The following is an 18,662-nucleotide window of genomic DNA, read 5'->3' on the forward strand; positions in this document are numbered from 1 at the left end:
TCAATGATTGCAAATTACATTAGCGAAGATAAACGTTTTCAAGAATTAGATGAAGTCTTCGGCCAAGAGAATATTTTAGTTACGGGATTATCCCCGTCAGCGAAGGCAACAATTATTGCTGAAAAATATTTAAAAGATCATAAACAAATGCTACTCGTAACTAATAATTTATACCAAGCAGATAAAATCGAAACTGACATTTTACAATATGTAGATGACTCAGAAGTTTATAAATATCCTGTTCAAGATATAATGACTGAAGAGTTTTCTACTCAAAGTCCACAATTGATGAGTGAGCGTGTTAGAACGTTGACTGCGTTAGCCCAAGGCGAAAAAGGGTTATTTATTGTGCCTTTAAACGGATTTAAAAAATGGTTAACACCGGTTGATTTATGGAAAGATCATCAAATGACGATTAAAGTAGGCCAGGATATTGATGTTGATACGTTCTTAAATAAATTAGTTAATATGGGTTATCGTCGAGAAAGTGTAGTGTCACATATTGGTGAGTTTTCATTGCGTGGTGGAATTATAGATATATATCCATTGGTAGGAACACCTGTGAGAATAGAGCTATTTGATACTGAAGTAGATTCCATCAGAGACTTTGATGTAGAAACACAACGTTCTAACGATAATATAAATCAAGTTGAAATCACAACAGCCAGTGATTACATTATTACTGATGAAGTGATACAACACTTACAAAATGAACTTAAAAAAGCATATGAATATACACGCCCTAAAATTGAGAAGTCCGTACGTAATGATTTAAAAGAGACATATGAAAGTTTCAAGTTATTTGAATCTACCTTTTTTGATCATCAATTGTTACGACGTCTTGTTGCATTTATGTATGAAAAACCATCAACCCTTATTGATTATTTCCAAAAAAACGCGATTGTTGTAGTTGATGAGTTTAATCGTATTAAGGAAACAGAAGAAACACTCACTACAGAAGTTGAAGATTTTATGAGTAACTTAATTGAGAGTGGAAATGGATTTATCGGACAAGGATTTATGAAGTATGAAAGTTTTGACGCATTACTAGAGAAACATGCCGTTGCATATTTCACATTATTTACATCTTCGATGCAAGTGCCATTACAACATATTATTAAGTTCTCTTGTAAACCAGTTCAACAATTTTATGGTCAATATGACATTATGCGCTCGGAATTTCAAAGATACGTGCATCAAGATTACACTGTCGTAGTTCTTGTTGAAACTGAAACAAAAGTTGAACGTATTCAATCAATGCTTAACGAAATGCATATTCCAACAGTATCAAATATTCATGAAGATATTGATGGTGGTCAAGTTGTAGTAACGGAAGGTAGTCTTTCTGAAGGCTTTGAATTACCTTATATGCAGTTGGTAGTCATCACAGAAAGAGAATTATTTAAAACGAGACAAAAGAAACAACGTAAACGTACAAAAACGATTTCTAATGCTGAAAAAATAAAATCATATCAAGACTTAAATGTGGGCGATTATATTGTGCATGTGCATCATGGTGTCGGACGATACTTAGGTGTTGAAACACTAGAAGTTGGAGATACACATCGCGACTATATTAAATTGCAATATAAAGGAACCGATCAATTATTTGTTCCAGTTGATCAAATGGATCAAGTTCAAAAGTATGTGGCTTCTGAAGATAAGTCGCCTAGATTAAATAAATTAGGCGGGACAGAATGGAAAAAAACAAAGGCTAAAGTTCAACAAAGTGTTGAAGATATAGCTGATGAATTAATTGATTTGTATAAAGAACGTGAAATGTCTGTAGGTTACCAATACGGCCAAGATACTGCAGAGCAATCAGCATTTGAGCATGATTTTCCATATGAATTAACACCCGATCAAAGTAAATCAATCGATGAAATTAAAGGTGACATGGAAAAAGCAAGACCTATGGACCGCCTTCTTTGTGGTGATGTGGGATATGGTAAAACTGAAGTGGCTGTCCGTGCAGCGTTTAAAGCTGTCATGGATGGTAAGCAAGTTGCGTTTTTAGTACCAACAACGATTCTTGCACAACAACACTACGAAACACTCCTTGAACGTATGCAAGATTTTCCGGTCGAAATTCAATTGGTAAGTCGATTCCGCACAGCTAAAGAAATAAGGGAAACTAAAGAAGGGCTCAAATCAGGATATGTTGACATTGTCGTAGGTACACATAAATTATTAGGTAAAGATATTCAATATAAAGATTTAGGATTGCTTATTGTTGATGAAGAACAACGTTTTGGAGTACGACATAAAGAACGCATTAAAACTTTGAAAAAAAACGTTGATGTACTGACGCTTACTGCAACACCAATACCAAGAACATTGCATATGAGTATGTTAGGTGTACGTGACTTATCAGTGATTGAAACACCACCTGAAAATCGTTTTCCTGTACAAACTTATGTCTTAGAGCAGAATACGAACTTTATTAAAGAGGCATTAGAGCGTGAATTATCTCGCGATGGACAAGTATTTTATTTGTATAACAAAGTGCAGTCCATTTATGAAAAAAGAGAACAACTTCAAATGTTAATGCCTGATGCTAACATTGCTGTAGCACATGGCCAAATGACTGAACGCGATTTAGAGGAAACGATGTTAAGCTTTATTAATCATGAGTACGATATTTTAGTAACGACAACAATTATTGAAACAGGTGTAGACGTACCAAATGCTAATACGTTAATCATAGAAGAGGCCGATCGTTTTGGATTAAGCCAGCTATACCAATTAAGAGGGCGTGTAGGACGTTCAAGTAGAATCGGTTATGCTTATTTCTTACATCCAGCTAACAAAGTGTTAAATGAGACTGCTGAAGAGCGATTGCAAGCTATTAAGGAGTTTACCGAACTAGGTTCAGGTTTTAAAATCGCTATGCGAGATTTAAATATTCGTGGAGCAGGTAATTTACTCGGTAAGCAACAACATGGCTTTATTGATTCGGTTGGTTTCGATTTATACTCTCAAATGTTAGAAGAAGCTGTAAACGAAAAACGTGGAATTAAAGAAGAATCGCCGGATGCACCAGATATTGAAGTTGAATTGCATTTAGATGCTTATTTACCAGCTGAATATATACAAAGTGAACAGGCTAAAATTGAGATATACAAAAAACTTCGAAAAGTAGAAACAGAAGAACAACTTTTCGATGTCAAAGATGAATTAATAGATCGTTTTAATGATTATCCAATTGAAGTCGAACGATTATTAGATATTGTTGAAATTAAAGTCCACGCTCTACATGCGGGTGTCGAATTGATAAAAGACAAAGGAAAATCTATACAAATCATTTTATCACCTAAAGCGACTGAAGATATTAATGGAGAAGAATTGTTTAAACAGACGCAACCTCTTGGTAGAGCAATGAAAGTTGGCGTGCAAAATAATTCAATGAATGTAACGCTAACAAAATCAAAACAATGGTTAGATAGTTTGAAATTCTTAGTTAGATGTATTGAAGAAAGTATGGCGATTAAAGATGAAGACTAAAAGTGAGACGGCGTTTAACGGCGTCGTTATACTTACCTTAGCATTAATTATTGTGAAGACACTAAGTGCCATTTATCGCATTCCGTATCAAAATGTTTTAGGTGATGACGGTTTGTATGCCTATCAACAAATATATCCTGTCGTAGCACTAGGGGTTATTTTATCTATGAATGCCATTCCAAGTGCTGTGACTCAAGTGATAGGTGTTAATCGACCCGATGAAGTCTATACAAGGGTTATGTTTCGATTGCAATGCATAGGTTTTATCGTCTTTATTTTGCTTTATATGTTTGCGAATATGATTACCCGATGGATGGGCGATTCTAATTTAGCACCCATGTTAAAAATGGCCAGTTTTAGTTTTATTTTAATAGGTGTCTTAGGAGTGTTAAGAGGATTTTATCAATCAAAGCAAGTAATGACCATACCAGCAATTTCCCAGGTTATAGAACAGGTAGTTAGAGTTAGTTTAATCATTGTTGCAATTATTATGTTTTCAATGAAACATTGGTCTATTTATCAAGCAGGAGCATTAGCTATATTGGCATCTTCGATTGGTTTTTTAGGTTCAATGTTATATTTATTACTTAAAAAACCATTTAAACTTAAGTTAAGCTATCGCTTTAATACTACTTCCATTCAATGGAAACAGTTGTTTATTTCCATATCCATCTTTGCATTGAGTCAACTTATCGTTATTTTATGGCAAGTTGTGGATAGTTTTACAATAATACGTTTATTACAACATAGCGGTATTGCTTTTAAAGAAGCAATTACTCAAAAAGGTATTTATGATCGAGGTGCTTCATTTATACAAATGGGTTTGATTGTAACTACGACTTTTAGTTTTGTTCTTATCCCATTACTTACTCAAGCAATTCGTGAACATAATCAAATTCATATGAATCGTTATGCAAATGCATCAATTAAAATCACAGTAGTAATAAGCACAGCAGCTAGTATAGGATTAATTAATCTGCTTCCACTCATGAATATTGTATTCTTTAAAAGTAATCATTTAACGTTAACCTTGAGTATTTATATGTTTACAGTGATATGTGTTTCATTAATAATGATGAACATCGCATTTTTACAAGTTCTAACCAGTATTCGTCCCATTATTATGGGCGTGATGATAGGAATACTGTCCAAGATTATTTTAAATGTTATATTAATACCTTTTTGGGGTATCGTGGGTGCAAGTGTGAGTACAGTCTTATCACTACTACTGTTTGTCATAATATTGCAAGTTGCAGTCTTAAAGTACTATCATTTTAATCGTATATCTTTATTTATCGTTAAACTTATTTTAGGTATGATAATTATGAGTATAGTTGTTCAAACTGTCATGCTTATCTTACCTTCGAAAGGTAGGATGTTAGGATTACTAGAACTTATAGTTAGCTCAATGATAGGCATAGTGATTATAATGTTGTATATTGTTATATTTAATGTACTAGGATACAAAGAAATAAAACACTTACCCTTTGGAGACAAATTATATCAAATGAAGAGAGGAAGACGGTCATGACCCATACAATTACAATAGTTGGTTTAGGTAATTATGGCATTGATGAGTTACCTTTAGGTATCTATCGTTTTTTAGAAAAAGAGACTAAAGTATATGCTAGAACTTTAAATCATCCTGTCATCAATACGCTGAAAAAAGAAATTGAATTCGAGAGTTTCGATAGTATTTATGAAGCACATGACCGTTTTGAAGATGTTTATGAAGCGATTGTTACATCATTAATAGAATTGGCACAATCTGAAGATATTGTTTATGCAGTTCCTGGTCATCCTAGAGTTGCTGAAACTACAACTGTAAAATTATTAGAGTATAGTCATTTTAATAAGGATATCTCTGTGAAGGTACTTGGAGGAAAAAGTTTTATTGATGACATTTTTGAAGCGGTTGATGTAGACCCCAATGATGGTTTTACACTGCTTGATGGTACGTCATTAAAAGAATCGGCCCTAAATGTTCGTACACACACAGTTATTACTCAAGTTTATAGCGTAATGATAGCTGCCGATTTAAAACTTACTTTAATGGAAAGATACCCTGATGATTTTAATGTGAAAATAATTACTGGTTCTCATAGTGATGGAGCTCACGTAATTGAATGTCCACTTTATGAAATTGATCGCTACGACGATTATTTTAATAATCTTACAAGTTTATTTATTCCAAAAATTAATGAGGATACATTACTTTATCAAGATTTTGATTACGCAGTTCAAACTATTGATTTACTCGTTGATAATGAAAAAGGCTGTCCGTGGGATAAAGTACAAACTCACGACTCATTAAAACGGTATCTTTTAGAAGAAACATTTGAATTATTTGAAGCCATTGATAATGAAGATGATTGGCATATGATAGAGGAATTAGGAGATATACTTTTACAAGTATTATTACATTCTAGTATAGGTAAAAAAGAAGGATATATTGATATCAAAGAAATTATAGAAAGTCTCAACGCCAAGATGATTCGTAGACATCCGCATATCTTTGGTAATGCACATGTAACTTCACAAGAGGATTTAAAAGACATTTGGTCACATGCTAAAGAAAAAGAAGGTAAAGTGCCTCGTGTTAAATTTGAGAAAGTATTTGCAGACCACTTCTTGAAATTGTATGATGAAACAAAAAATAGGCAATTTGACGAAGATGATCTCAAACAATTTTTACAACAAGGAGAGAAAAATTCATGAGATTAGATAAATATCTAAAAGTGTCACGATTAGTTAAACGACGTACATTAGCTAAAGAAATTAGTGACCAAGGTCGAGTGACTGTCAATGGAAATGTGGCAAAAGCAGGCACAGACATCAAAGAAAACGATGAACTTATTATTCGTTTTGGACAAAAATTAGTCACAGTTAAAGTAACAGGATTAAGCGACCATGCTACAAAAGAAAATGCAAAAGGTATGTATGATTTGATTAAAGAAGAACGTATTAATGAAGAGTGAAATGCTTAAGGAGGTGACAAGCAATGAATAAAAAAGTAGAACATATCGGTAACCAATATACGTCACAAGAAAATAAGAAAAAACAACGACAAAAAATGAAAATGCGTGTTGTACGTAGACGTATTGCTTTATTCGGAGGTATTCTTTTAGCGATTATCCTCATTCTACTTGTATTGCTTGTCATTCAAAGACATAGTAACGATCAAGATGCAGTTGAAAGAAAAGAGAAAGAAACTGAGTTTCAAAAACAACAAGATGAAGAAATTGCTTTAAAAGAGAAACTTAATAATTTAAATGATAAAGACTATATCGAGAAAATAGCGAGAGATGATTATTATTTAAGTAATAAAGGTGAAGTCATTTTTAGATTACCTGATGATAAAAAATCCTCTCAGTCAAAGACTTCAAACGAAAAAGGCAATTAGAATAAAATAATATGATTATATCATTGTGAAATTACGTGAACAGGAATATAATAAGGATAAAATCGAATCTAACCAGGAGGATTTATTTAGAAAATGTCAATCGAAGTAGGAAACAAGCTTAAAGGTAAAGTTACAGGTATCAAAAAGTTTGGTGCATTCGTAGAATTACCTGAAGGAAAAAGTGGTTTAGTTCATATCAGTGAAGTTGCCGACAATTATGTTGAAAATGTTGAAGACCACTTATCAGTAGGTGACGAAGTAGAAGTTAAAGTTTTATCAATCGCGGATGATGGTAAAATTAGTTTATCGATAAAAAAAGCTAAAGACCGCCCTCGCAAGCCTCGTCACAATAAAGCTAATCACGGTAAACCAGTTCAAAAAACTGAAGACTTTGAGAAAAAATTAAGTAACTTCTTAAAAGATAGTGAAGATAAATTAACGTCAATTAAGCGTCAAACAGAATCACGCAGAGGCGGTAAAGGTTCTAGACGTTAATATGATATAGATTAAACGACCGTTAAAGTCAGAGTGATGATGTCTTTAGTACTTTGACAAATAGTGGGAAGACACTACGATGATGTTTAGTCCTTGATTAAACATATGCAACATCCACATGGGGTGGGAGGTAGAATTCAATTATATTACTTTGAATTCTCTCCTACTCCTATTTTTGTTGATGTTGAGTAAGCGATATTACGTTATGGAAGACGGATTTAATTGTATCACGTAGAATTCAATTTAGTGGCATCATTTAAAGTAACGAGGTGAATAAATGAATATCAAGACAGATGGTTGGTCTAAAAAAGCACATATTGTTGTGGCTGTCTCAACAGGCATTGATAGTATGAGTTTATTATATAGCTTATTAAACGACTATCAACATACATATCGTAAATTAACATGTGTTCATGTTAATCACGGATTGCGTGAACAGTCATATGAAGAAGAAGCGTTTTTGAGAGAGTATTGCCAACAACATCATATTGACATTTATATAAAGCGTTTAGACTTAAGTGATATTGTAGCAGCCGGTAATAGTATTCAACAAGAAGCGCGTCAACGTCGTTATGAATGGTTTGGAGATATCATAGCTCAATTAAGAGCAGATGTATTGTTAACAGCTCATCATCTTGATGATCAACTTGAAACGATTATATATCGTTTGTTTACAGGGAGATCAACACGTAATTCATTAGGTATGACATATGAGTCATATTTTAATCAATACAAAGTTTATCGTCCTATGTTAAATTTAAAAAAAACTGAAATATTAGCGTATCAGCATGCGAACCAAATTCCATACTATGAGGACATGTCTAATCAAGATAGAAAATATGTTAGAAATGACATTAGACAACGCATCATACCTGCAATTAACGAGAGCCCGCATTTAAACGTGCATCAGTTACTCAAACTTAAGGATTGGCATGATATTGAATTGCAATCGTTAAAAGAACAAGCTGAAACGTTTATCAGTAACGAAGTTTCAAAGAGTAATTTAACCTATTCCTTTTCCAGAACTGCTTTTAATGAATTGAATGTGAATATCAAAAGCGTAGTTATGGATTTGTTATTCGAAAAATTAGACCGTCATTTAGCAATGCCACAACACGCTTATGACGAGTGGTTTGAACAGATTAGAAATGATAAATCTCAATTTAATATTCACGTAACAGATGAATGGATAATTCAAATTGCATATGATAAATTAATAATAATGGCTAAAAGTGAAATGGATGAATATATATTAAACCGTATATGTATTAGAAAGCCAGGTACATATGAATTTAATGATTATCAAATTGATATTCATCCTGACTTACCACAACATTTATATCCACTTACTGTGCGTGTCCGACAAAATGGTGATGTGTTTAAATTAAATGGTCAAAAAGGTCATAAAAAAGTGAGTCGTTTATTTATCGATAAAAAAGTGACTCTTGCTGAACGTCAGCGCATCCCACTCATTATTAATCAAGAAAATGCAGTGTTAGCTATTGGCGATTTATATGTTGAAGAAAATTTTAAAGAATTTATTTTGATTTCGAATAATGGAGATGAATTATAATGCATAAGGATTTAAAGAATGTTTTGTTATCGGAAGAAGACATTCAAAATATTTGTAAAGAGATGGGAGCTATCATTACTGAGGATTATAAAGATCGCCCACTCGTTTGTATTGGTATTTTGAAGGGATCAGTCATGTTTATGTCAGACTTAATTAAACGTATTGATACACATTTATCAATCGATTTTATGGATGTTTCAAGTTATCATGGTGGAACGGAATCGACTGGGGAAGTTCAAATATTGAAAGATTTAGGTGCTTCTATAGAAAATAAAGACGTACTTATAATTGAAGATATATTAGAAACTGGTACAACTTTAAAATCTATTACAGAGTTATTGCAATCACGTAAAGTTAACTCTTTAGAAATAGCTACATTGTTAGATAAACCTAACCGTCGCAAAGCTGATATCGAAGCAAAATATGTTGGCAAAAAGATTCCAGATGAATTTGTAGTTGGTTATGGTTTAGATTATCGTGAGTTATATAGAAATCTGCCATACATAGGCACACTAAAAGCAGAAGTTTATTCTAAATAGATTTTAAAATTGGATCTGTATTAATTAATAAGTATGTTAGTATAATGAACTATGCGTAGATTTAGTGTAGACTCAAAGTAACAATTCAAAAGTGTTATGTATTGATTAATACTATTAAGATAATTAATGTTAATAGATAGTAAACAAAGAATAATGCATTTTAAAATCGACAAAATTGTAGAAGCAATACTAAAGTTGAAATACTAGCCTGAATATAAAGTGTTGTGTTACAATTTTTGTTAGTTTTATTATTGGAAGTAGGAGGAAATGACGCATGCAGAAAGCTTTTCGCAATGTGCTAGTTATCGCAATTATTGGCGTTATTATATTTGGCCTCTTTTCATTTTTAAATGGAAATGGGAATATGCCAAAACAACTTACATATACTCAGTTTGTTAATAAGTTGAATAAAGGCGATTTAAAAACTTTAGAAATTCAACCAGAGCAAAACGTATATATGGTAAGTGGTAAAACTAAAAAAGATGAAGATTACTCATCGACAATTTTGTATAACAATGAAAAAGATTTACAAAAAATCACAGATACAGCTAAGAAACAAGATAATCTTAAATTTACAGTTAAAGAAGAAGAAAAACAAAGTGTATTCGTTAGTATTCTAACGACACTGATTCCTGTATTAATCATTGCATTATTATTTATTTTCTTCCTTAGCCAAGCCCAAGGTGGTGGCGGCAGTGGTCGTATGATGAACTTTGGAAAATCCAAAGCTAAAATGTACGACAGTAATAAACGTCGAGTTCGTTTCTCAGATGTAGCAGGTGCTGACGAAGAGAAACAAGAATTGATAGAAATTGTAGATTTCTTAAAAGATAACAAGAAATTTAAACAAATGGGTTCAAGAATTCCGAAAGGTGTCTTACTCGTTGGGCCTCCAGGTACAGGTAAAACATTATTAGCACGTGCGGTTGCAGGTGAAGCTGGCGCACCATTCTTCTCAATCAGTGGATCTGATTTCGTTGAGATGTTTGTTGGTGTTGGTGCGAGTCGTGTTCGTGATTTATTCGAAAATGCTAAGAAAAATGCCCCATGTATCATTTTTATTGATGAAATTGATGCTGTTGGACGTCAACGTGGTGCAGGTGTAGGTGGCGGTCATGATGAGCGTGAACAAACACTAAACCAACTATTAGTTGAGATGGATGGCTTTGGAGAAAATGAAGGTATTATTATGATTGCGGCTACAAACCGTCCAGATATCTTAGATCCTGCATTGTTACGTCCTGGTCGCTTTGATAGACAAATTCAAGTTGGACGCCCAGATGTTAAAGGTCGTGAAGCAATTCTTCATGTGCATGCGAAAAATAAACCTCTTGATGAAACAGTAGATTTAAAAGCTATTTCTCAAAGAACGCCAGGTTTTTCTGGTGCAGACTTAGAGAACTTGCTAAATGAGGCTTCTTTAATTGCAGCACGTGAGGGTAAAAATAAAATTGATATGCGCGATATTGAAGAAGCAACTGACCGTGTTATTGCAGGTCCAGCTAAAAAATCTCGTGTAATTTCTGAAAAAGAACGTAATATTGTAGCGCATCACGAAGCAGGTCATACTATCATCGGTATGGTGCTTGATGAAGCTGAAATTGTACACAAGGTAACAATTGTCCCTCGTGGACAAGCAGGCGGTTATGCAATGATGTTACCAAAACAAGATCGCTTCTTAATGACAGAACCAGAATTACTCGACAAAATATGTGGTTTATTAGGTGGACGAGTATCTGAGGATATTAACTTTGGTGAAGTATCAACAGGTGCTTCGAATGACTTTGAACGAGCAACGCAAATTGCAAGATCTATGGTTACAGAATATGGTATGAGTAAAAAATTAGGACCATTACAATTCTCAAGCAATAGTGGTGGACAAGTATTCCTTGGTAAAGATATGCAAGGTGAGCCAAACTATTCTGGTCAAATTGCTTATGAAATTGACAAAGAAGTTCAACGAATTGTTAAAGAGCAATATGAACGTTGTAAACAAATCTTGTTAGAACATGAAGAACAACTTAAATTAATTGCTAAAACACTACTTACAGAAGAAACATTAGTTGCAGAACAAATTCAATCATTATTCTATGATGGTGTTTTACCAGAAGTAGATTATGACTCTGCAAAAGTTGTGAAAAATGAAAATAGTGATTATAGTGATGGAAAGTATGGGAAATCATACAACGACATTCGTAAAGAACAGTTAGAAGATGACGATAAAGAAGATGATGACAACCATGAAAAAGATGAAGTAAATCAAGACAACACAGACAATGAAGCTGATAATACTTCACATACGAATGAACCAGGTCATCAACAATCTCCGAACATCGATAAACCATACAATCCTAACGACCCAAATCATAGACAATAGTACAAGTTTTAGTAAGTCTCTTTTTGCTCATGTATGAATTGAGTGAAAAGGGACTTTTTTATGTATAGTTTATATCAATACATTTTTAAACTTTTGGTAAAAATATTGTTATCATCTCTCATGGTGATGTTACTCAATAAACATGTATGAGCAATAGATTTCATATTAGTCAATAAGAGATGTATAATAATCAACCAGTATTAAAAAATAAAAAGTTTTAAATTATAGATTAATTTTAAAAAGGAGATTTAACAATGACACATGATTATATAGTGAGAGGTTTAGCATACGGTGGTGAAGTTAGAGCATATGCTGCAATCACAACAGAGTCAGTACAAGAAGCACAAACACGTCATTATACATGGCCTACTGCTTCTGCTGCTATGGGAAGAACTATGACAGCTACTGTTATGATGGGTGCAATGTTAAAAGGAAATCAAAAGCTAACAGTTACTGTTGATGGCAAAGGCCCAATTGGCAGAATTATAGCTGACGCAGATGCTCAAGGAAATGTTCGTGCATATGTAGACCATCCACAAACGCATTTTCCACTCAACGATCAAGGTAAATTGGATGTACGACGAGCAGTCGGTACTGATGGTTCTATTCAGGTTGTTAAAGATGTTGGAATGAAAGACTACTTTTCTGGTGCGAGTCCAATAGTATCAGGTGAGCTAGGAGATGATTTCACATACTACTATGCCACAAGTGAACAAACACCATCATCAGTAGGGTTAGGTGTATTAGTTAATCCAGACAACTCAATCAAAGCAGCTGGAGGATTTATTATTCAAGTTATGCCAGGTGCTACTGATGAAACAGTGACTAAACTAGAAGAAGCCATTAGTCAAATGCAACCTGTATCAAAATTAATTGAGCAAGGACTTACACCTGAAGGAATATTAAATGAAATTTTAGGTGAAGGTAACGTTCAAATTTTAAATTCAACATCAGCGCAATTTGAATGTAATTGTAGTCATGAAAAATTTTTAAATGCTATTAAAGGTTTAGGAGAGGCAGAAATTCATAGCATGATTAAAGAGGATCATGGAGCTGAAGCTGTATGTCACTTCTGTGGTAATAAATATCAGTATAGTGAAAGTGAATTAGAAGATTTATTAGAAACAATGAAATAGCTCAAGAAATGATGAGTTAATATTATTTATAAAAAAACTAGATAATAAATTTTAAAAGTTGTGCGCTCAATTTTAATAGAAGATTGTCGTAGAGTAATGTAGAAGTCGTCGAAATAGAGGATTATTTGTTGTCCTCACCTTCGTTCGACTATCTTTTTTTACGTTTAACTTAGTCTTTTGTAGGCAATGTCTTATAGTAAAGACTAAAGTAGTATATAGTTTTATTTATAGTAAGACTATACGGTTTGTCTTTTTAGAAAATTCTGATAGAATAAGGTTATATCCGATAGAAAAACTAAGCATTGATAAATTGTAAAACTTAAAGGAGTGTTTTGGATGGCACAAAAACCTGTAGATTATGTTACACAAATTATTGGGAATACACCTGTAGTCAAATTAAGAAACGTTGTTGATGATGATGCAGCTGATATTTACGTTAAATTAGAATATCAAAACCCAGGTGGTTCAGTAAAAGATCGTATCGCTTTAGCGATGATTGAAAAAGCTGAACGTGAAGGGAAAATTAAACCTGGTGATACAATCGTTGAGCCTACGAGTGGTAACACTGGTATTGGTCTAGCGTTTGTATGTGCTGCCAAGGGATACAAAGCAGTTTTTACAATGCCTGAAACAATGAGTCAAGAGCGCCGTAATTTATTAAAAGCTTATGGTGCTGAGCTAGTATTAACACCAGGTTCAGAAGCTATGAAAGGTGCTATAAAAAAAGCTAAAGAATTAAAAGAAGAGCACGGCTATTTTGAACCACAACAATTCGAAAATCCAGCAAACCCTGAAATTCATGAACTTACAACTGGACCAGAACTAGTTGAACAATTTGAAGGTCGACAAATTGATGCATTTTTAGCTGGTGTAGGAACTGGTGGTACGTTATCTGGTGTTGGTAAAGTATTGAAGAAAGAATATCCAAATGTGGAAATTGTAGCTATTGAACCTGAAGCTTCTCCAGTATTAAGCGGTGGTGAACCAGGCCCTCATAAATTACAAGGATTGGGAGCAGGTTTCGTACCTGACACTTTAAATACAGAAGTTTATGATAGCATCATCAAAGTAGGTAATGATACTGCTATGGATATGGCACGTCGTGTGGCTAGAGAAGAAGGTATATTAGCAGGTATTTCATCTGGTGCTGCAATATATGCTGCTATTCAAAAAGCAAAAGAATTAGGTAAAGGTAAAACAGTTGTAACAGTATTACCAAGTAATGGAGAACGTTACTTATCAACACCATTATATTCATTTGATAATTAAAAACTAATCTAAAAATCATTTTGGACGAAGATTTGTTTCTAAAGTTTTAAAATAGCGTGTATTTCACGTTGATTTTTCAACTTTTTATAAAATAAATCTTCGTTTTTTTATTTAATTAGACTAATCAATATTGTAGCTTCTATATAAGATAAGCTACCTTTTTTAATATGACGATAATATATACTCAAAACATATTGAAATGAATGATATCATGAAGTAGCAGATGTGTTTAGTAATGTAGTTATTATTGAAAATTAAAAAAGATTTAAGATTTTGTTATTGAAAAAGGTGAAATTATGATTAAAACAAAAATAATGGGGATATTAAATGTGACACCTGACTCATTTTCTGACGGAGGACAGTACAACTCAGTTGATCAAGCTGTGAAGCGTGCTAAAGAGATGATAGATGAGGGTGTAGACATTATAGACGTTGGAGGTATCTCAACACGACCAGGTCATAAAGAAGTATCGCTTAAAGAAGAGATGAATCGTGTATTACCTGTGGTTGAGTCTATCGTTAAATATGATGTGCAAATTTCGGTTGATACATTTCGAAGTGAAGTTGCAGAAGCTTGTCTTAAACTTGGTGTTTCAATGATTAATGATCAGTGGGCAGGCCTATTTGATTCGAATATGTTTAATGTGGTATCTAAGTACGGTGCTGAAATTGTACTTATGCATAATGGTGATGGTTATAGAGATGAACCTGTTGTTGAAGAGATGCTTGTATCATTAATTGCACAAGCGAATAAGGCTGAATTGGCCGGTATACCACATAATAAAATTTGGTTAGATCCTGGAATAGGTTTTGCTAAAACACGAGAAGAAGAAAATGAGGTAATGGCAAGATTAGATGAATTGGTAGCGACCGACTATCCAGTTTTACTTGCAACAAGTCGAAAAAGATACATTAAAGAAATGATGAATCAAGAATCTTCTCCTTCGGATAGAGACGAGGCAACTGCAGCTACAACGGCTTATGGTATAATGAAAGGCGTTCGTGGGGTTCGAGTTCATAATGTATTATTAAATACGCGACTAGCCCAAAGTATGGATTTTCTAAAGGAGAATGAATATGAACGACATCATCTTTCTTAATGGAATGCGTTTTTATGGTTATCATGGAGTTTTAGCTGCAGAAAACGATATTGGACAAATTTTTGTTGTTGATATCACTTTAAAGGTTGATCTTAGTTATGCAGGTCAATCAGATGATGTAAAAGATACTGTAAATTATGGAGAGGTTTATAAAGATGTAAAGTCTATTGTTGAAGGTCCACGTTCATGCTTAATTGAGCATCTGGCTGAACGTATTGCAAAACATATAAATTCACACTATAATCGTGTAATGGAAACGAAAGTTAGAATCACTAAAGAAAACCCACCTATTCCTGGTCATTACGATGGTGTTGGGATTGAAATAGTGAGGGAGAATGACTAAATGGTTAAAGCTTATTTAGGATTAGGGAGCAATATTGGAAATAGAGAACTACAACTCAATGAGGCTATTAAAATACTTCATGCTTATCAAGGTATTCAAGTAACGCAAGTTTCTCATATTTATGAGACTGAACCAGTGGGATATACTAATCAACCGAAATTCTTAAACTTGTGCATTGAGATAGAAACTGAATTGAATCCACAATCTTTGTTAAAATGTTGTTTAGCAACGGAACAACAACTTCATCGTAAAAGAGAAATACGTTGGGGGCCTAGAACTTTAGATGTAGATATACTGTTGTTTGGTGATCAAATTATTGAACAAGATAATTTATCGGTGCCGCACCCTAGAATGAAAGAACGTTCGTTTGTTCTTATCCCATTAAATGATATAGCTACTAATCAAATAGAACCGATCTCTAATAAAAGTATCGGGCAACTAGTAGTAACTGATAATAGCGTGAAAAAATATAAGGATTAATAAAGTATAGTAATATGGTTTTAAAACTTAAATGAAACTTTTAAAGAAAGAAATTCATATATTGCTAATCAATAAGTTTATAAAGCTTGCAACTATTCGATGAAAATATAAATTACTTTATTACATTTTGATGGTCTTGTAGAATAATAAAATGAGCATATTTGCTTTGATTAGATGCAATATCAACCTTCATGGAATAACAATACATATGAAGATAAGAAGGAAATAATGAAAGGCTTAAATATAAATTAAAACTGATTGGGAAACAATATATAGCTCCTAAAGTTTTCAACAGAAAGACATGGAACAATAAATTGATAAATCAAAGTTCAAAGGAGAGAATTTTATGTCAGAAGAAATGAACGACCAAATGCAAGTTCGTCGTCAAAAATTACAAGAATTAATTGATTTAGGGATTGATCCTTTTGGTCATCGATTCGATCGCTCATCTACTTCAAGTGAGTTAAAAGAACAGTGGGACCAATTCTCTAAGGAAGAATTGCATGAAAAAGAAGACGAAAGCCACGTGTCAATTGCAGGTCGTCTTATGACTAAACGTGGTAAAGGTAAAGCGGGATTTGCACATATTCAAGACTTGAAAGGCCAAATTCAAATTTATGTAAGAAAAGATCAAGTTGGAGATGATCAATTTAACATTTGGAAAATGGCTGACTTAGGTGACATTATAGGTGTTGAAGGTGTCATGTTTAAAACTAATACGGGCGAGATTTCTGTCAAAGCTAAGTCGTTTACTTTACTATCCAAATCATTACGACCTTTACCTGATAAGTTCCATGGTTTACAAGACATAGAACAAAGATATCGACAACGTTATTTAGATTTAATTACAAATGAAGATAGTACGCAAACGTTTATTAATCGTAGTAAAATAATTCAAGAAATGAGAAACTATTTAAATAAACAAGGATTCTTGGAAGTAGAAACACCAATGATGCACCAAATTGCTGGAGGTGCTGCTGCACGACCATTTGTTACGCATCATAACGCTTTAGATGCTACTCTTTATATGCGTATAGCTATAGAACTACATTTGAAAAGATTAATTGTCGGAGGTCTTGAAAAAGTCTACGAAATAGGCAGAGTCTTTCGTAATGAAGGTGTGTCTACAAGACATAACCCTGAATTTACAATGATTGAATTGTATGAAGCTTATGCTGATTATCATGATATAATGGATTTAACTGAAAATATGGTCAGACATATTGCTCAAGAAGTTTTTGGGTCAGCTAAAGTACAATATAATGGTGAAGAAATTGACTTAGAATCTTCATGGAAACGACTTCACATTGTTGATGCTGTTAAAGAAGCTACCGGTGTAGATTTTTATAATATTAATTCTGATGAAGAAGCGATTAGATTAGCAAAAGAACATGATATTGAAATTACTGAAAATATGAAATATGGCCATATATTAAATGAATTTTTTGAACAGAAAGTTGAAGAAACACTTATTCAACCAACGTTTATTTATGGACACCCTATTGAAATTTCACCGTTAGCAAAGAAAAATCCAAATGATGAAAGATTTACTGATCGTTTTGAATTATTTATTGTAGGAAGAGAGCATGCAAATGCCTTCACGGAATTAAACGACCCGATTGATCAACGTCAACGTTTTGAAGCGCAACTTGTTGAAAAAGAACAAGGAAATGATGAAGCGCATGATATGGATGAAGATTACATCGAAGCATTAGAGTACGGAATGCCTCCAACTGGTGGTCTAGGTATCGGTATCGACAGATTAGTAATGCTATTAACTGATTCACCGTCAATTAGAGACGTATTACTATTCCCATACATGAGACAAAAATAGATTATATTAGTGATAATTGTTTAAAATTACAAACCATCATAATGTTTACAAATTTAATTGTATTGATTATGTTTTGGCGCTGCCTTCTTAATATTTAAAGGCAGCGCCTATTTTTCTAGCTTGAAATTATACCCGTGAAAAGTTACGGATTAAACTCGATTAAGAATACATATAAGGAGAAAGATGTATAAAGTTATAAATAGAGGATTATATAACAAAATTGCTAAAATAGTCATATAGCAATCAAAACTAATATATGCTAGAATGTTTGAAGTGAAAAGAGAGAATTTCTCTATTTGATACAAAAAATATCAAAATAGCATAAAAAGTGTTGACATATATTGATAAGTGAAGTAACATATAAAAGTCGTCAAAAACGAGAACGATATGTTATGCAATTGCAAAGAAAATTTTAACAAAGTGTAAAATTAACTGTTGCATTAGCTTTTAAAAGTGTGTATCATTAATTAAGTAAGTTAATTTTGTCTGGTGACAATGGCAAGGAGGTCACACCTGTTCCCATGCCGAACACAGAAGTTAAGCTCCTTAGCGCCGATGGTAGTCGGACTGACGTTCCGCTAGAGTAGGACGTTGCCAGGCAATATAATG

Annotated in this window: 15 protein-coding genes and 1 rRNA gene; all 16 read left to right on the forward strand. The window is 33.2% G+C overall.

Features of this window, described 5'->3' with window-relative positions; translation table 11 throughout:
* Positions 1 to 3 precede the first annotated feature (3 nt).
* The 16 genes from mfd to rrf all read left to right on the forward strand — a co-directional run bounded on the left by mfd (position 4) and on the right by rrf (position 18,653).
* Entirely contained in the window at positions 4 to 3,504 is a 3,501-nt protein-coding gene (gene mfd, locus ACVBFA_RS10175) for a transcription-repair coupling factor (protein WP_164539676.1), read from the forward strand.
* A complete protein-coding gene (locus ACVBFA_RS10180) occupies positions 3,494 to 5,035 on the forward strand; it encodes a polysaccharide biosynthesis protein (RefSeq protein ID WP_002487051.1) in 1,542 nt (513 codons plus the stop codon). The genes mfd and ACVBFA_RS10180 overlap by 11 nt, the downstream gene beginning before the upstream one ends.
* Complete coding sequence (locus tag ACVBFA_RS10185) at positions 5,032 to 6,222, forward strand: MazG nucleotide pyrophosphohydrolase domain-containing protein (RefSeq protein WP_099606486.1); 1,191 nt, start codon at positions 5,032 to 5,034, stop codon at positions 6,220 to 6,222. The genes ACVBFA_RS10180 and ACVBFA_RS10185 overlap by 4 nt, the downstream gene beginning before the upstream one ends.
* Entirely contained in the window at positions 6,219 to 6,482 is a 264-nt protein-coding gene (locus ACVBFA_RS10190; protein ID WP_002447891.1) for an RNA-binding S4 domain-containing protein, read from the forward strand. Before ACVBFA_RS10185 ends, ACVBFA_RS10190 begins: the two co-directional genes overlap by 4 nt.
* 23 nt (positions 6,483 to 6,505) lie before the next feature.
* Positions 6,506 to 6,907 carry a cell division protein DivIC gene (gene divIC, locus ACVBFA_RS10195; protein WP_002458680.1) on the forward strand — a complete coding sequence of 134 codons (402 nt, stop codon included), beginning with the start codon at positions 6,506 to 6,508 and terminating at the stop codon, positions 6,905 to 6,907.
* Between the two features lie 93 nt (positions 6,908 to 7,000).
* Positions 7,001 to 7,402 carry a S1 domain-containing RNA-binding protein gene (locus ACVBFA_RS10200; RefSeq protein WP_002447893.1) on the forward strand — a complete coding sequence of 134 codons (402 nt, stop codon included), beginning with the start codon at positions 7,001 to 7,003 and terminating at the stop codon, positions 7,400 to 7,402.
* 277 nt (positions 7,403 to 7,679) lie between these two features.
* Positions 7,680 to 8,975, forward strand: coding sequence for a tRNA lysidine(34) synthetase TilS (tilS, locus tag ACVBFA_RS10205; protein WP_126122551.1), 1,296 nt, complete (start codon positions 7,680 to 7,682; stop codon positions 8,973 to 8,975).
* Entirely contained in the window at positions 8,975 to 9,514 is a 540-nt protein-coding gene (hpt, locus tag ACVBFA_RS10210; protein ID WP_126122550.1) for a hypoxanthine phosphoribosyltransferase, read from the forward strand. Before tilS ends, hpt begins: the two co-directional genes overlap by 1 nt.
* Positions 9,515 to 9,788: 274 nt before the next feature.
* On the forward strand, positions 9,789 to 11,891 hold the full coding sequence (gene ftsH / locus ACVBFA_RS10215; protein WP_447158821.1) for an ATP-dependent zinc metalloprotease FtsH: 2,103 nt from the start codon (positions 9,789 to 9,791) through the stop codon (positions 11,889 to 11,891).
* A 254-nt stretch (positions 11,892 to 12,145) separates the two neighbouring features.
* On the forward strand, positions 12,146 to 13,027 hold the full coding sequence (hslO, locus tag ACVBFA_RS10220; protein WP_002458684.1) for an Hsp33 family molecular chaperone HslO: 882 nt from the start codon (positions 12,146 to 12,148) through the stop codon (positions 13,025 to 13,027).
* A gap of 336 nt (positions 13,028 to 13,363) precedes the next feature.
* Positions 13,364 to 14,296, forward strand: coding sequence for a cysteine synthase A (cysK, locus tag ACVBFA_RS10225; RefSeq protein ID WP_001832242.1), 933 nt, complete (start codon positions 13,364 to 13,366; stop codon positions 14,294 to 14,296).
* A gap of 296 nt (positions 14,297 to 14,592) precedes the next feature.
* Positions 14,593 to 15,396: a dihydropteroate synthase gene (gene folP / locus ACVBFA_RS10230; RefSeq protein ID WP_002487049.1), complete on the forward strand. Its 804-nt coding sequence runs from the start codon at positions 14,593 to 14,595 to the stop codon at positions 15,394 to 15,396.
* A complete protein-coding gene (gene folB / locus ACVBFA_RS10235; RefSeq protein ID WP_001832204.1) occupies positions 15,374 to 15,739 on the forward strand; it encodes a dihydroneopterin aldolase in 366 nt (121 codons plus the stop codon). Before folP ends, folB begins: the two co-directional genes overlap by 23 nt.
* Positions 15,740 to 16,219, forward strand: coding sequence for a 2-amino-4-hydroxy-6-hydroxymethyldihydropteridine diphosphokinase (gene folK / locus ACVBFA_RS10240; RefSeq protein WP_002458686.1), 480 nt, complete (start codon positions 15,740 to 15,742; stop codon positions 16,217 to 16,219).
* Positions 16,220 to 16,565: 346 nt separating this feature from the next.
* Positions 16,566 to 18,053 (forward strand): lysine--tRNA ligase, encoded by a 1,488-nt coding sequence (gene lysS / locus ACVBFA_RS10245; RefSeq protein WP_002487048.1) that lies wholly within the window; start codon positions 16,566 to 16,568, stop codon positions 18,051 to 18,053.
* A 485-nt stretch (positions 18,054 to 18,538) separates the two neighbouring features.
* Positions 18,539 to 18,653: ribosomal RNA gene (rrf, locus tag ACVBFA_RS10250) — 5S ribosomal RNA — on the forward strand.
* Positions 18,654 to 18,662 lie beyond the last annotated feature (9 nt).

It is taken from the genome of Staphylococcus sp. MSU001 (genome assembly GCF_052976705.1).

What these genes read in the sequence shown, in the direction of transcription:
- ACVBFA_RS10180 (WP_002487051.1), top strand. Translation starts at nt 3,494, where the DNA reads ATGAAGACTAAAAGTGAGACGGCGTTTAACGGCGTCGTTATACTTACC.
- lysS (WP_002487048.1), top strand. Translation starts at nt 16,566, where the DNA reads ATGTCAGAAGAAATGAACGACCAAATGCAAGTTCGTCGTCAAAAATTA.
- tilS (WP_126122551.1), top strand. Translation starts at nt 7,680, where the DNA reads ATGAATATCAAGACAGATGGTTGGTCTAAAAAAGCACATATTGTTGTG.
- folK (WP_002458686.1), top strand. Translation starts at nt 15,740, where the DNA reads ATGGTTAAAGCTTATTTAGGATTAGGGAGCAATATTGGAAATAGAGAA.
- hpt (WP_126122550.1), top strand. Translation starts at nt 8,975, where the DNA reads ATGCATAAGGATTTAAAGAATGTTTTGTTATCGGAAGAAGACATTCAA.
- ACVBFA_RS10190 (WP_002447891.1), top strand. Translation starts at nt 6,219, where the DNA reads ATGAGATTAGATAAATATCTAAAAGTGTCACGATTAGTTAAACGACGT.
- hslO (WP_002458684.1), top strand. Translation starts at nt 12,146, where the DNA reads ATGACACATGATTATATAGTGAGAGGTTTAGCATACGGTGGTGAAGTT.
- cysK (WP_001832242.1), top strand. Translation starts at nt 13,364, where the DNA reads ATGGCACAAAAACCTGTAGATTATGTTACACAAATTATTGGGAATACA.
- folB (WP_001832204.1), top strand. Translation starts at nt 15,374, where the DNA reads ATGAACGACATCATCTTTCTTAATGGAATGCGTTTTTATGGTTATCAT.
- folP (WP_002487049.1), top strand. Translation starts at nt 14,593, where the DNA reads ATGATTAAAACAAAAATAATGGGGATATTAAATGTGACACCTGACTCA.
- ACVBFA_RS10200 (WP_002447893.1), top strand. Translation starts at nt 7,001, where the DNA reads ATGTCAATCGAAGTAGGAAACAAGCTTAAAGGTAAAGTTACAGGTATC.
- divIC (WP_002458680.1), top strand. Translation starts at nt 6,506, where the DNA reads ATGAATAAAAAAGTAGAACATATCGGTAACCAATATACGTCACAAGAA.
- ACVBFA_RS10185 (WP_099606486.1), top strand. Translation starts at nt 5,032, where the DNA reads ATGACCCATACAATTACAATAGTTGGTTTAGGTAATTATGGCATTGAT.
- mfd (WP_164539676.1), top strand. Translation starts at nt 4, where the DNA reads ATGATTGCAAATTACATTAGCGAAGATAAACGTTTTCAAGAATTAGAT.
- ftsH (WP_447158821.1), top strand. Translation starts at nt 9,789, where the DNA reads ATGCAGAAAGCTTTTCGCAATGTGCTAGTTATCGCAATTATTGGCGTT.